We start from the raw sequence: 14,960 nt of genomic DNA, 5'->3' as shown, positions 1-14,960 counted from the left end.
AGGATTATTATGACCGTGAACACATTGGCCATTATTGGTACAGGCATTATGGGTATGGGTATCGCCCAAATCGCAGCGCAAGCGGGCATTCAAGTACTTTTATTTGATGCCAAGGCAGGAGCTGCTGAGCAAGGACGCCAATCTCTTCAAGCGACACTCGAAAAACTATCGGCTAAAGGCAAATTTACCGATGAGCAGCTACAGTCTACTTTAGCCAATCTGACCGTGATTGAAGAGATAGCTAAAATTGCCGAGGTAGATGTCGTAATCGAAGCGATTATCGAAAATTTAGAAATAAAACAACAGCTTTTTAAACAACTAGAAAGCATTGTTCCTGCTGAAACGATTTTGGCAACCAATACTTCATCACTAGCAGTGACCGCGATTGCCTCCGATTGTGAGCGCCCAGAGCGCGTAGCAGGATTTCACTTTTTTAATCCAGTACCTTTAATGAAAATCGTTGAAGTGATTCCGGGTATCTCTACCAAACCGTCAGTGGTCGAGACGCTTACGGCTTTAGCTAAACGCATGGGGCATTTAGGGGTAGTGGCAAAAGATACCCCAGGGTTTATTGTCAATCATGGCGGCAGAGCTTATGGTACGGAGGCCTTAAAAATACTAGGCGAGGGAGTCGCTAGTTTTGAGGATATAGATCTTATTTTACGTGAAGGGGCTGGCTTTCGGATGGGACCGTTTGAGCTGCTTGATCTCACCGGTATCGACGTATCGCATCCAGTTATGGAGTCTGTTTATAACCAGTATTATTCTGAGCCTCGCTATCGTCCGCATCCCTTAACCCGTCAAATGCTAATAGGAAAAAAGCTTGGTCGTAAAGTTGGTGAAGGTTTTTATCACTACACAGAAAATAAAAAACAAGATGGTCAAAAAGTAACAGTAGATCCTTCCAAACAATTACCTTTTAAGACAGATTTCGATATCTCAAACCTCTCAGTTTGGATTGGGGCGGATTTAGCAGAAGATAAAAAACAGTTGGTTGATTATCTAAGCGCTAACGACATCACTATCGACGATAACGATAAGCCAAACTCTGACAGTTTGATATTACTGGCTATTTATGGTGACGATACCACCAATGCGGCTATCCGCTATCAGGTTAATCCTAAACAAGCGGTTGCCATCGATATGCTGACTGACTTATCCAAGCATCGTACTCTCATGCCAAGTATCGTCACGCAAGATAACTTTATAGCGCAAGCTTATGCCCTATTTGGTAGAAGTAATAAATTCGATAAAAGCTCGGATGAGGGCTCAAATGTTGCTGTCGATGCCACACTAATTACCGAAAGCACGGGTTTTGTGGCGCAGCGAGTTATTGCCATGGTGATTAATCTAGGTTGTGATATTGCGATGCAAGGTATTGCCACACCAAAAGATATCGACAATGCCGTCAAGATTGGATTGGGTTATCCCTATGGTCCTATCTCATGGGGGGACGAGCTTGGTGCCTCGCGTATTTTACTAATTTTACAACGTATTCATGGGTTAACGGGTGATCCACGTTATCGTCCTAGCCCATGGCTGCAACGCCGTGCCACCCTAGGTGTTTCACTGTTTGCTCAGCAAAATAATTATTCAGGTTAATGGCGTATTAATGACTTAGCGCGCCCAGGTGTACAGTTGCTAAGCCCTATATTTTATTCAGAAAAACTCTCAAAACACAACAAGGAACAGTTATGTTAGACGCCTATATTTATGATGGATTAAGAAGTCCTTTTGGTCGCCACGCAGGGGCATTAGCCACCGTACGTCCTGATGATTTGATCGCTACAGTGATGAAGAATTTAATCGAAAAGCACCAACTGCCTAACGATATCTTTGATGAAGTATTGATTGGTAATACCAATCAAGCCGGTGAGGACTCACGCAATATCGCCCGTAATGCTGCGCTGCTAGCAGGGTTAGATGTCAAAACACCCGGTCAAACCGTCAATCGCTTATGCGCTTCAGGACTATCGACCATTATCGATGCCGCTCGTAGTATTACTTGTCATGAGGGGGATATATTTTTAGCAGGTGGCGTTGAGTCAATGACCCGCGCACCCTTTGTTTTTGCTAAGACCGAAACGCCTTTTAGTCGTGAATTTAAAGTATTTGATACGACCATTGGCAGCCGATTCCCCAATCCTATCATCGAAAAACAGTTTGGTAGCGATAGCATGCCGCAAACGGGCGATAATGTCGCTCGCAAATACGGTATTACTCGTGAAGAAGCAGACAAATTCGCAGCAGCCTCACAAGCTAAGTACCAAGCAGCCAAACAAGCTGGGTTTTTCGACGATGAAATAACGCCAATTATGGTATCGCAAGGTAAAAAGCTGCCAGAAAAAGCGATATTGGATGATGAGCATCCTCGCGCCAGCTCTACTGTTGAGGCGTTACAAAAACTTAAGCCTTTAAACAACGAAGGTGTCGTCACAGCAGGCAATGCGTCAGGTATTAATGATGGCGCAGCTGCGCTGATTATTGGCTCAAAGCAGGCAGAAGAAAAGTTGGGCTTTAAGCCTATTGCCAAGATTCTTTCATCTGGTGCCATGGGTGTTGAGCCTAATATTATGGGCGTAGGACCTGTTGAAGCCATTAAACTGGCATTGAAACGTGCTGATTTGACCCTTGATGATATGTCCATCATTGAGATTAATGAAGCATTTGCCTCGCAAGTACTCGGCTGTCTAAAAGGTTTAGACATTGATTTTGATGACAGGCGTGTCAACCCTAATGGTGGGGCGATTGCTGTCGGGCATCCGCTGGGTGCATCAGGGGCAAGACTTGCGTTAAGTACGGCGCGTGAGCTACAGCGTACGGGCGAAAAATACGCCGTGGTCAGTTTGTGTATTGGCATTGGGCAAGGGCTTGCCATGGTGATAGAACGAGTCTAAGCATTTTAAGCTACCTTTACTATTACTGCCCTCGCCATACTATTTTATTATCAAGGACGACAATAATGACTTCTATACTTAACCAACATGAGGACTACCAGCAAGCTCAAGAAGCGTATGGTTTTCCTTTGATTATCAAACAGCTGCTAAATCGTGCAAAAATTGCCTCTACTGATCAAACCATTAGTTATGCCGACAAGGTCACTTATACCTATGCTGAATTTTTTAAGCGGGTTAATCGCTTGGCAAACGTCCTTAAAAACATGGGGTTGCAAGCAGGTGACGTGGTTGCGGTTATGGACTGGGACAGTCATCGTTACCTTGAAGCGTATTTTGCCGTGCCGATGTCTGGCATGATTTTACAAACGGTCAATGTACGCTTGGCCGAAGATAAAGTGCTGTATACCATCAACCACGCCAAACCCAAAGTCTTGCTCTTAAATGCTGAATTTGAGCCAATGGCGAAAAATTACCGTCATGAAGCGCCTTCTATTGAGAAGATTGTTTGGCTCGATGATACTGGCTTTGATGATGCTGAGTATGGCGAAGACGATACAAAAAACGGTACAAAAACTGAGCAAGTTAGCATGCCAGATTATGTCGAAGGTGAGTATGAAGCCATGCTAGCAGCTGCCAGCGATGCGTTCGACTTTCCAGATTTCGATGAAAATACCATCGCCACCACATTTTATACCAGTGGCACGACGGGTGACCCAAAAGGGGTTTTCTTTACCCATCGACAGATCGTATTACAGACGCTGGCAAGTACGCTAGCATCCGCGCTAAACGCTGAAGGTCAAGGCGCGCGCTACAATGATGTTTACATGCCAATGACGCCATTATTCCATGTGCATGCTTGGTGCTGGCCGTATGGGGCAACCATGATAGGGCTTAAGCAAGTATATCCGGGGCGCTATCTAGCCCCAATGTTGGTGGACTTAATCGAGCAGCACAAAGTTACGCTTTCACATGGTGTTCCTGCGATTTTACAAATGCTATTAAAAGAGATGGCCGCACGAGGACGTAAGTTTGATGGTCTGAAGTTGTTACTCGGTGGCTCAAAGCTGAATGAAGGTTTGGCTAAAGCGGCCATTGAAAGCGGTATTGAGTTTATGTCTGGATTTGGCATGTCAGAATCGTGTCCTGTGCTATCTAGAGCGGTATTTGATGATAAAACGGACTCGATGGAAATGAAAGAGCAGCTTAATTATCGTTGTCTGTCTGGCTCACCGATTATGCTCGTCTCAATGGAAATTTGGGATGAAAACGGCAAAGCTTTACCAATGGATGGTGAGTCGACAGGGGAACTTGTGATTCGAGCACCATGGCTTACTCAAAGCTATTTCAAAAACTCAGATGCTGGTAATGAGCTATGGCGCGGTGGCTGGATGCATACTCAAGATATCGCCTCTATCTCCTCTGACGGTACTCTAAGCATTACGGATCGATTAAAAGATGTGATTAAGTCTGGTGGTGAGTGGGTATCCTCGCTTGAAGTTGAGACCATTTTATCCTTTCACCCGAGTGTCGCTGATGTTGCCGTGATTGGAGTGCCAGATGAAAGATGGGGCGAACGACCTTTAGCATTAGTGGTTTTAAAGCCTGAATATGTAGACACCAAAGCGGATGACATTTTAGCCTTAGGCCATCAAGCCGTAGAAAAAGGCCATTTACCAAAGTATGGCGTGCCAAGTGAAATCAAGTTTTTAGTGGAAATGCCAAAAACCAGTGTGGGTAAGCTTGATAAGAAAAAAATGCGCATGATGTGCGCAGAAAAACTGATTTAATTCAAAAAGGTCTTTCAATGACTTTAAAACAATCATTCAAGCTTACTGATAATTTTAACGTGTGTATTAATAACATGTATGTTTATTGGTATGACGAGACGAGAAAACTATGAAGGCTTTAGCTATATTACCGGAAATACAAGAGACACTGAATAAAGACAAACACCATCCCATGCATGGCTTTGCGGTTATCTATTCTCAACAAGTAGAGTGGGGCGATATGGATTCCTTTGGTCATGTTAATAATGTGGTCTATTACACTTATGCCCAAAACGCTCGTATTTACTATAACAGTCAATTAAATCTATTTAATGAAAATACCTTTTCAGTCATGGCAGCATCATCCTGTCAGTATTTTAAACCGGTGACTTATCCCGATACTTTGTGGATTGGGGTTCGAGTGAAGAAAATTGGCAATGCCAGCTTGATTCATGAATATACCTATTATAGTACGGTGTTAAATACCATCGTTGCTAAGGCTGAGTCCGTGTTGGTATATCTTGATAAAGCCAGCGGACAAAAGAAAAATATCGATGAAACAAAAAAAGCCGCGATTAATGCTTTTGAAAGTTTTAATTAAATCAGGAGGCAAGTTTTTTATATAAGGATATGGTGCTGGTATTTATAAGACTAAAAAATGCGGTAGCAGTAGAGATTTAAAAGGATTGAAATGGATTTTAAAACAAAACAAGGAATGTATAGATCATGCTTTATATCAAAAATTTGTCTTTTGGTTTGGTTGTCCTTGGGGTATGCGTACAGGCACAAGCCATAGAGCTTGTCACAAATGGGGACACCACTTTAAGTATCGGTGGTTATGTTAAAGCCGAAGGTATCTTTTATTCTCCAGATGAAGGCGAGTCTGAGTTCAAAGGAAATGCACGGCAAACTCGGATTAATCTCAAAACCACGAAGAACGTAGAGGATAAAAAACTAACGGGTTTTATTGAAGGTGATTTTTATGGTAATGCTGCAAATGGTGGTTCAGACTTGCGGCTGCGCCATGCGTATGTTCAGCTCGATGATTTGACTGTAGGTAAGACATGGAATGGTCAGTTCTTAGCGGTTTACCCACTTTTGACTGAGCAGCTCGACTTTAAAGGTACGGGACTGGGCACCATCTCTGGTGGTGGCGCTGATATTCGTCCAGATTTAACTGTACATTACACTCATAAGGGGCTTCGTTTTACAGCTCAAGACCCTGTTTATGATGAAGCCAACCTGCCTGATATGGTGGTCAGCTATAAAAATAACATATCTGATCTGAGCTATAACTTAGCAGTCACGGCACGTGAGGCTAAAAATGGAAACGATTCAGATGTAGGCGTCGGTGCTTCTTTGGCGGGTAAACTCAAACTGGGTAATGACTCATTACATGCGAGCGTATATAACGGTAAAGGGATGGGAGCTTATTCTACAGTATGTGTCGGAAAAGTCCTTGGGGCGACCGGCGCTTCAGATTGTGACGCAGAAGACGGCAAGCTTATATCGCAAACTGGCTTTACGGTAGGCTATAGACACAAATTTACCGAGAAGCTTTTTAGTAACCTGCGTTATGGTGAGATTAATGTCGATGATGCGTCTGATACCTCTGTAAATGTGAAAAGCATCAACCTTATCTATAATTATTTACCCGATCTGGATTTTGGTATTGAATGGAGAGATCGCAGTGATAAGACCTTATCATCAGTAAAAGAAGGTCAGCAAGTTGAAATAATGGCCAAATATAATTTCTAAGCTAAAGGTTGCTAACACTGGATAGGATATAGTGCTAGCAACCTTTTTGTTAAAACGTTAATCCAAGCTATAAGATTTACCAAGCTAATTAAACATAGCGTTCGCTAAGTTTTTACGCCTATCATTACTCATGTGTGCCACGAATAGGATAATCGTTTTCTCGAATAAGAGACAAGCCGTTTGCAAGGGCTTCAAGCTCAGGTCTGACAAACGGAGCGTTCGAGATGTCTATGATTTGAATTTCCCCTTCAGCATTAATCACGAACACCCCAGGCTCGGCAAAGGGATGATCGGTTTCCTTCTCTGAGCGTGGGTCAGAGATGTACAGACCTAGCGTCTGCATCTGCTCAATCGTCAAACCATAAGCTATCGGAAAGCTGATAGTTAGTTTTTCTAAATGCTCCTCTAACTGCTGTTTACTATCTCCTGATATGGCAATGATATCGACACCAGTATCAAAAAATGCGCTTTTTATCGTCTCTAACTGATTGAGGTACTTGGTACAAATGGGACAATGCTTACCGCGGTAAACCACTACCAGTTTCCAATCATGACCATTTTCAGGCTTGCCTAATGATTTTATCTCACCATCTAGCATTTGTACCTGTATATCAGGAAATGGAGTGCCGGCGCGAAGTTTTTGGCTGTTATCTGATTGCATGGTGTTATCCTTTGACGTTTTATATTAATGGGCTTGGCATAAATCTTTTACGATATTTGACTTTGAGCAATGATTTGTTCAGCAATGCTAATAAGGTCTGCCGCTATAAAGTCCGGCGTTGGTACTTTGGCGGCGGGCAGTAAGGCATTATAAGATCGCGTGACAAATGCTGCCTGACAGCCCGCCGCTTGCGCGCCAATCGTATCCCAAAGATGACAGGCAACAAGGCAAAGGTCTGCCATCTCTACAGATAATATATTTGCCACCATCTGATAAGTTTCAGGTGCAGGCTTGAATTTTTCTACTGTCTCAACGCTAAAAGACTGCTCAAAAAACTCACTTAATCCTGCCTGTTCAAGTGGCGTAGGCGAGGCCCTAGTGGCTGAATTGGTCAAGGTTACTAGCCTAAACCCTGCGTCACGTAGTTTGGTTAAGGCTGGTGCAGCATCAGGATGCGCTGGCATCTCATTCATACGCTGCTTAAATTCATTAATATCGCTATCTGTCAGCGTAACGCTATGTATATCGGCTGTCATCTGTAATGCACCAACACCAAGCTCGCCAAAAGGAGTGTAAAGATTCGACAATGTCATGGTTTGCGAATAAAGCACCAATTGGGCAAACCATTCCCTTAATATTCTATCATCACCAAATAGTCGAGCAAATAAAGGCGCGAGGCTATCGATATCGAGCAGCGTCTCATTAACGTCGAATACGATGACTGAGGGTGATGGATTAGACGGCATAAAGGCTCCTATATATCGTGATAGATGCTGTCCGCAGCTTTATAGTTAGGGGGGGATGGTTCTGACTGCGGGTAACATTGCAGAATTGGTTCAATTTACTTTAACTGGACTTGAGTAATCATTCAAGATAAAATTGAGTAATTACTCAAATAGTACAGCCGTGCTTATTTCATCATTTGAGGTCATGGTTTTTAAACATGGGAATATATTATGTCACGTACCGCACTGTATAACCGTCAGGAAGCTTTAGAGCGAGCGCTAAAGCTTTTTTGGCAAAAAGGCTTTCATGCCACATCTTTAAAAGATATTGAAGAAGCACTCGATATGCGTCCAGGTAGCATTTATGCTGCATTTGGCAGTAAAGATGGACTGTTTCAAGAAGCATTGGATTATTATGCTCGATTGGGTCTGACGGAGCTTGAGCGTATATTAAGCCATCACGAATCGCCTTTGCTCGGGTTGGCCGCTTATGTGCGTCAGCTCGGCGGCATACGGGACAAGGAGCTGCCAAGTCAGGCCTGTATGTTGGTCAAAAGCTTGCTCGAGCTTGGCGCTCGTGAACAAGCAGCGCTACAAAAAGTTGAAATGCTGCTGGCAGGCATGGAGACGCGCTTTATCGATTGCTTTAGTGCCGCGCAGCAACTTGGTGAGCTGTATAGTACGCTGGATGCGACCAGACTAGGGCGACGCTTACAGGCTGAAGTCATGGGGCTACGCGCCTTTGCCCAGCGTGATGTCGATAGCGAGGCAGTACATGCATTGGCTGAAGATATGGCATTGTCTATAGAAGCGCTGCGCCTTGATGGCTAAGCTAAGACAATAACATACCAAGGTATAGTTCTTTATCCTAATAAAAGGGCTGTATGATGATTACCATACAGCCGTAAATGCTATTACTATTACAGAGCTGAAGCCAAATCCTAAGACTAAGCGAAATCCTTAGCTTAGCTATCCTTTAACCAATCTTTTACTAGCTTACTTTATGCCATTCAAACTTTTGGAAAGGCTTGTCGATTGGCGTGTTGGCCAAATGGTTGGTGTAGTTGCTCATGACTTTTTGCGCCGCTGCAAGTACCACTTCTAAAATATGACGTTTGGTAAAGCCTGCATCCAAGAACGCTTGTACCGCCTCGTCATTGACGTTACCACGATCACGAACGACCGATAGCGTAAAGTCGCGTAATGCTTCTAGTTTTTCAGTTGCTAATGGCGTCTCGTTACGCAAGGCTTCGGTGATTGCGTCGTCTACTTTCATGCTTTTGGCAATGCCTGTATGGGCAGGGACGCAGTAATGGCACTCATGCTCGACGTTGATGGTTTGCCAAACGACCGTGATTTCTTCATCATCAAAACTGCTGTCTAAAAACAACTGATGCAGGCGCTGATAGCCTTCGAGCAAGCCAGGCGCTTCAGCCATGACGGCATGTAGATTAGGTACCATGCCAAATGCCTTGATAGATACATCAAGCAAGTCTTTGCTTTCTGCTGGAGCGGTGTTTTTGTCGTGTAGGGTAAATTCAGTCATATAAAAGTCCTTCTAATAGTAATTAATGAATGGTTTTAGTAATCATATGAAGTGAGGTACTAGAAAATAAACCATATATATTTGAGTGAACGCTCAATTTGATAGATAGGATTTTATTAAGTAGCTCGACAACTGCGACCACTATAAATCATTTTGAGCAAACGCTCAAATTATAATTGAATGAACGCTCATTTATTTGTAAGTGTGATTTACATTCAAGGATGAGTAGATGAACGCAAAACTTTATTTGCGTTTAAATGAATGGCCTTTAAACGGCATTACGAGCAATCCCCAAAGTGAAGCATTCTGTTTAGGTGAGGGATATTCTTTTAAGCCAATATCTAGCTCGTTATCAGGCTTCTGCGCAGCGCCTTTATAACTACCAAAAATCCAATCCCACCAAATAACGCTAAAACCATAGTTTGAGTTGGTTTCACTGACGCGTTGGCTGTGGTGGATACGGTGCAAAATCTGCGTCATTAATATTAAGCGCGCAGGTTTTTCGATCGCAGGTGGCAAGCGAATATTGGCATGGTTAAACATCGCTAAGCCATTTAGGGCAATCTCAAAAATCAGTACCGCGATGGCAGGGACGCCCAACAAGCTGACGGCAACGAGCTTCACTAAAATGCTTAAAACAATTTCAATAGGATGAAACCTAAGCCCTGTACTGGCATCAACATGTGCATCAGCGTGATGAACTTTATGCAAACGCCACAGAATAGGCACGCGGTGGAATAATCGATGTTGCCAGTAAATGATGATGTCGAGCAATATTAAGCTTAATATGATGACAACAATGCTTGGCAAATCGATAATATTGAATAAGCCAATTTTATGCTGCTGATTATAAAGTGCCACAGCCGTTAGACCGACAGGCACGGCTAGACGAGCAATAACGGATGACGCAAACACCAAACCAAAGTTAGCGAACCAGCGTTTACTGCTTTTGATCGGCGCTTTACGTGCAGGCATGCGCCACTCAATCAGCATCATAATCACTAAAATGCTCAAAAAGAACCCAAGACGCCACCATACTTCGTTAGTCATTACTTACCTCTTGAGGGTTCACACCAGCAGGATATTGTGACCATATTTTTTTATTTTGAACCGACTATGGCATCAGTCTCTAGCTGCTTGAGGGTATGATAGCCACCATGGATACGGGTAAAAATCGTAATCGCGCAGGCCGTTGCAAAAATGCCAGCGAGTAGTACAAAGTGCTGCGGCCAAAGGCAAAAGGCAACAAACAGCGCAATAGTCTCAGTACCTTCCGTCAAACCGTTTAAATAATAAAAGCTTTTATATTTGAACTGTGGTTTATCCAGTTTAAACTTTTCGGCAGCAATGGCAAACGCCAAAAAGCTAGAGCCTGTGCCGATAAAGGTAGCAAGTAATAACGCACCTGCAATGGCGTTCTGTTCAGGATTTGCCAAGATAAAACCCAGCGGCACTGCTGCATAAAAGAGAAAATCAAGCGTAATATCTAAGTAGCCGCCTGCGCTTGAGCTTTGCTGTGCATGGCGAGCTAGCGCGCCATCAAGACCGTCAAAAATACGATTCAGCGCAATCGCTGCCAGTGCGCCATACCAAAGCTCAAACGCAAGTAATGGTAAGGCTAACATGCCGATTAAAAAGCCCGCTACCGTGAGTTGATCAGCCGTAATGCCGCGTTTGTGCAATACAATTACCACAGGGGCTAGTATCGGCTTAATCATGGGCGTAAGAAATTTGTCTAGCATGCGCTTGCCTTTTATATTTCGCTTTGGTGTTTCAGATTAGAGTTCTAGAACTACAGGTCTAAATGAATAACTTTACCCTTTGCGGCCTCAGCATCGCTATGATCGTGCGTGACCATGATAGCAGGGAGCTTATGAGTGCGAATTTGCTCAAATACTAGTTGGCGTGTATCTACTCTTAGCTGGGTATCGAGCTTGCTAAAAGGCTCGTCTAGTAGGATCGCTTTTGGCTCGCTGAGCAAGGTGCGCAGTAGCGCCACTCGTGCTTGTTGTCCGCCCGATAAATTGTCAGGATGGCGACTTCCCATGCCGGCTAATCCCACTTGTGCCAGCGCCTGTTCTATTTTTTCACTACGCTGTTTTCTATCTCCTGTCTTATTGCTTTTAGGCATCGCAAAAGCAATATTACCCGCTACTGATAAATGCGAAAACAGTAGGGCGTCTTGATACAGTACCCCAATATGACGCAGGTGCGTCGGCAGATGGCTTACGTTTTTATCATTTAACCAGACCTCACCAGTAGCGGTAAAACCGTTTGGTAAAGTACCTGTTAGCCAGTTCAATAAGCTTGATTTGCCACTACCAGATGGCCCCATGACAGTCAATATTTCACCACCAGAAATCTGCTCATCTAGGCTGAGGAGTAGCGTGTCTTGTCGATATAACTGTAAGTCTTTTATCTGTAAAGAGGATTGCATCAAGGACCCTTTAGTTACTTTTAAAATAAGTTGATAGATGTTATTTCTAACGAGTGCCACTTTTAAAGAAATACTTCGGCAATACCCACGCCAATATAAAGCCAATTAACGGCAGTGCCATTTGGATGATGGCATACACCGCACTGGTGCGCCTACTGGCACCATTTGCGAGAGTCACAGCTTCGGTAGTGATGGTGGCGATACGTCCACCACCTGCTAACAACGTCGGCAAGTATTGACCAAAGCTAATAGCCAAACCAAGGGCGATAGCAATTAACAGCGGCGCAAATAATTGTGGCAATTTCACCTGCAAAAATACTTTTGCTGGGGTCGCCCCAAGGCTTGCGGCTACATGAGCAAAGCGCGGGTCTAGACGCCTGTAGCTACTGGCAAGCGATAAAAACACATAAGGCAGTACAAAAAGCAGATGGGTAAACGCCACATTAAAAAACGCCGTTTGGTTATTCACCAATTGTTGCAACCACACCAACCCAAATAAAAAGGCAATACTGGGCACTAACAGCGGCAAATAGATAATAAAACTGGTAAATGTTGAAAGAGATTTTTTACTTAATTGCTCAGCTTCCAAACATAACAATGTCAGCACAATGGCAAATACGGTACTCACGATACCGATAGCAAGAGTATTAAATAATGGCGTGCTCATTTGCGTAAAGGCACTTTGAAAATGTAATAACACCAACTGCTCTGGCAATACGGCTGGAAAGCGCCAAAAACCAGCTATTGACCACATGACCAGACCAATGAGCGCTAGCAAAATAAAGCCAATCACCACAGTGGTCAACGCTGCGGTAATTTTTTGCCAGAGTGCATCGGCATAGTTGCGCTTGCCATTTATCAATGTGCCATTAAAGCAAGCTTTTATCGCTCTCTCAGCGCCGAGCCACAAGGCGATTAAGCTACCCGTCAACGCCAGCTGTAATAATGCGCCTGCCGAGGCTTTTATACGTAAGTTTAAATCCACATCGTTAAACCATTGCATGATAGTAACCGCGAGCGTTGGCGGCGTGTTTGGACCGAGTATCAATGGCATCTCTACGCTGGCACTGGCATAGGCGAGCACGGCTAAGATAGGCAAACGTAAAAAAGGATAGAGGATAGGGAGTACGGCTTTAAAAAAGGCAGTGATGGGATAATAGCCGAGATTTAGCGCAATTTTATACTGCTGACGCAGCTTTCTACCAAGTTCTGGTTGTGCCAAAGCGCCTAGTGCCATTAATAATAAAAACGGCAGCTCTTTTAAGGTTAAACCCAAAATGATACTGATGCCGTAGGGGTCATGCGGAAAGATACCGTTTGGCGCCAATTCCCAGCCGCTAAGCCACGGTGAAATAAGGCGTGAAAACATACCAGAAGGCGCAATTAAAAAGCTAACCGCAATGGCTGCCGCTGCATGAGGAATGACCAAGATTGGACTCAGCAAGCGCTCAATACGGGTCAACCAAACGCTATTAAAAAATGCCGCCAATATCATTAAAGTCATGACAAAAGCGAGTAACGTGCTGATTAATCCAGTAGCGATGCTTAACGCTACCATTTGGGTAAGACCCGGCGTCTGCCAAAGATTGTTAAAGCCTTGTAGACCAAAAGTCGTTTGCTCAAGTGCAGGTACCCAGCTAAAGGCAGGTAACAGCACACTGAGCAAACCACCGAGTACGGGTAATATTAGCAGTAGCAGTAAAAATTTCGGACTCAAGGATACAATGCGCGTAAATAGGTCTGTTTTATAAGGATCTATCGTTCTAGTGCTTGAATCAGCCGTTTTATTATTAGAATCTTTACTCATGGGCTGACCCCATAACGCGCCTGCCAGCCTTGCATAATGGCATCAACCCAGCTTGGATGTGGTTCATTTACGGTACGTTTTATCGCGTCAACCGGTAGGGCGCTCGGATGGGGTTTGTTAGTCTTGAATAGCGCTTGTTGCTCAGGGTCGAGCGTAGATTGGACGAGTACGGTTTTATCACCCCATATAGAAGGCGTTTGTTTTTTGGCCTGTGCTTCTGGGCTTATCAAGAAATTTGCGACTAACTGCGCCGCTTGCGGATGGCTGGCGTTATAAGGAATGGCCACAAAATGGGTGTTACTTAAGCTTCCATCACTCATGGCATAGCTACGAATACTCTGAGGTAAATCATAACGCTGCACGGCCGCAGGAATTTCAGGCGCGGAAAAGCTAAATGCTAAGCTAAGCTCGGTATCATCGACCAAACGCCGCATGTGCGCGCCCGTTTGCACAAATTGCTCACCCTTGCGCCATAGAGTGGGATGCAAATCATCGAGAAACGTCCATAAAGGGGCTAATATCATATCTGAATTTTGCTCAGTGGCTGGCAAGTTGAGCTGTGCTTTTGTGTTTTCGCCTGTGTTCGTATCCTGCTTTTCATGCAGCATGACTAAAGCGTATTTTAAAAAACTCATTCCTAAAAAGTCAGGCGGCTTTGGATAGCTAAAACGCCCGGGGTTTTGCGCCGTCCAATTGACCAGCTCATTTAAAGTGGTTGGTGGCTTATTCGTTGATAAACTGTCGTAATAAAAAGTCAGTGAGGCTTGACCCCATGGCGCTTCCATACCATTGGTTGGCACACCAAAATCAAAGTTAACGGCAGGATTATTCTCTGGATCGGTCAAGGCAAAGTTAGGCAGCTTGTTCGCCCATTGTTTCAGCAATAATGAGTTCTCACTCATGGTGGCAAAGTTTGCGCCATTTATCCAGATGAGATCAACGCTGCCTTCATCATTATTGTTGGCAGACTTTTCCGCAAGTACGCGACTGACGGCTTCACTGGTGTCGCTTAATTTCACATGGACTAAATTGATATTATATTTATCATCTACTTGCTTAGCTGCCCACTGTAGATAGGCATTGATCTGCGGGTCACCGCCCCATGCATAGAAGTAAACGTCTTGGTTTTTACCTTGCACCTCTATCTGCTGCCAAGATGATAAATTTTGATTAAGGTCATCGGTAGTGAGTGAGGCAGTGCTTGCTGATATGCTTGAAGAAATAACTGCACAAACGCTAAGCGCCATAGCATAGGCGCTATAGCGGCTTAGATTTTTTAGCGTTGGCAAAGCTGGTAAAGATTTAATAACGTACATTTAAGTTTCCGTTATGATTACATATTTTTAGCGCAGTTGATAAAAAA

The 14,960-nt window shown here is 44.0% G+C and carries 14 protein-coding genes; 6 read left to right on the top strand and 8 right to left on the bottom strand.

Annotated elements, in window-relative coordinates:
• Positions 1-9: 9 nt before the first annotated feature.
• The 5 genes from JMX50_RS03480 to JMX50_RS03460 all read left to right on the top strand — a co-directional run bounded on the left by JMX50_RS03480 (position 10) and on the right by JMX50_RS03460 (position 6,421).
• The gene (locus JMX50_RS03480) at positions 10-1,602 is read left to right on the top strand and encodes a 3-hydroxyacyl-CoA dehydrogenase (protein ID WP_201628446.1); all 1,593 of its coding nucleotides are present in this window, start codon (positions 10-12) and stop codon (positions 1,600-1,602) included.
• A 92-nt stretch (positions 1,603-1,694) separates the two neighbouring features.
• A complete protein-coding gene (locus tag JMX50_RS03475) occupies positions 1,695-2,897 on the top strand; it encodes a 3-oxoadipyl-CoA thiolase (protein WP_201628445.1) in 1,203 nt (400 codons plus the stop codon).
• 65 nt (positions 2,898-2,962) lie between these two features.
• On the top strand, positions 2,963-4,684 hold the full coding sequence (locus JMX50_RS03470; protein ID WP_201628444.1) for a fatty acid--CoA ligase: 1,722 nt from the start codon (positions 2,963-2,965) through the stop codon (positions 4,682-4,684).
• Positions 4,685-4,793: 109 nt separating this feature from the next.
• A complete protein-coding gene (locus tag JMX50_RS03465; RefSeq protein ID WP_201628443.1) occupies positions 4,794-5,264 on the top strand; it encodes an acyl-CoA thioesterase in 471 nt (156 codons plus the stop codon).
• A gap of 125 nt (positions 5,265-5,389) precedes the next feature.
• A complete protein-coding gene (locus tag JMX50_RS03460; RefSeq protein ID WP_201628442.1) occupies positions 5,390-6,421 on the top strand; it encodes a hypothetical protein in 1,032 nt (343 codons plus the stop codon).
• A 124-nt stretch (positions 6,422-6,545) separates the two neighbouring features.
• On the opposite strand, the gene JMX50_RS03455 is transcribed toward JMX50_RS03460, so the two are convergent.
• Both JMX50_RS03455 and JMX50_RS03450 read right to left on the bottom strand, forming a co-directional pair.
• The gene (locus JMX50_RS03455) at positions 6,546-7,082 is read right to left on the bottom strand and encodes a peroxiredoxin-like family protein (protein ID WP_201628441.1); all 537 of its coding nucleotides are present in this window, start codon (positions 7,080-7,082) and stop codon (positions 6,546-6,548) included.
• Between the two features lie 47 nt (positions 7,083-7,129).
• Positions 7,130-7,828, bottom strand: a complete 699-nt coding sequence (locus JMX50_RS03450; RefSeq protein ID WP_201628440.1) for a haloacid dehalogenase type II — start codon at positions 7,826-7,828, stop codon at positions 7,130-7,132.
• 210 nt (positions 7,829-8,038) lie between these two features.
• Between JMX50_RS03450 and JMX50_RS03445 the strand changes: the two genes are divergently transcribed.
• Positions 8,039-8,638, top strand: coding sequence for a TetR/AcrR family transcriptional regulator (locus tag JMX50_RS03445; protein WP_201628439.1), 600 nt, complete (start codon positions 8,039-8,041; stop codon positions 8,636-8,638).
• A 160-nt stretch (positions 8,639-8,798) separates the two neighbouring features.
• Here JMX50_RS03445 and JMX50_RS03440 read toward each other — a convergent pair whose 3' ends face one another.
• From JMX50_RS03440 to JMX50_RS03415, 6 genes are all read right to left on the bottom strand, one after another.
• A complete protein-coding gene (locus JMX50_RS03440) occupies positions 8,799-9,353 on the bottom strand; it encodes a carboxymuconolactone decarboxylase family protein (RefSeq protein ID WP_201628438.1) in 555 nt (184 codons plus the stop codon).
• A gap of 243 nt (positions 9,354-9,596) precedes the next feature.
• Positions 9,597-10,403 (bottom strand): sterol desaturase family protein, encoded by an 807-nt coding sequence (locus tag JMX50_RS03435; RefSeq protein WP_201628437.1) that lies wholly within the window; start codon positions 10,401-10,403, stop codon positions 9,597-9,599.
• Between the two features lie 50 nt (positions 10,404-10,453).
• Positions 10,454-11,095: a CDP-alcohol phosphatidyltransferase family protein gene (locus JMX50_RS03430; protein ID WP_201628436.1), complete on the bottom strand. Its 642-nt coding sequence runs from the start codon at positions 11,093-11,095 to the stop codon at positions 10,454-10,456.
• A 50-nt stretch (positions 11,096-11,145) separates the two neighbouring features.
• Positions 11,146-11,790: an ATP-binding cassette domain-containing protein gene (locus JMX50_RS03425; RefSeq protein ID WP_201628435.1), complete on the bottom strand. Its 645-nt coding sequence runs from the start codon at positions 11,788-11,790 to the stop codon at positions 11,146-11,148.
• 46 nt (positions 11,791-11,836) lie between these two features.
• Entirely contained in the window at positions 11,837-13,597 is a 1,761-nt protein-coding gene (locus JMX50_RS03420; RefSeq protein WP_201628434.1) for an ABC transporter permease, read from the bottom strand.
• Entirely contained in the window at positions 13,594-14,913 is a 1,320-nt protein-coding gene (locus JMX50_RS03415; RefSeq protein ID WP_201628433.1) for an ABC transporter substrate-binding protein, read from the bottom strand. The genes JMX50_RS03420 and JMX50_RS03415 overlap by 4 nt, the downstream gene beginning before the upstream one ends.
• Between the last annotated feature and the right edge of the window lie 47 nt (positions 14,914-14,960).

The sequence above is a fragment of the Psychrobacter maritimus genome, from assembly GCF_904846345.1.
Taxonomy (GTDB): Bacteria; Pseudomonadota; Gammaproteobacteria; order Pseudomonadales; family Moraxellaceae; genus Psychrobacter; species Psychrobacter maritimus.
This window is presented reverse-complemented; position numbering and strand designations above follow the sequence as displayed.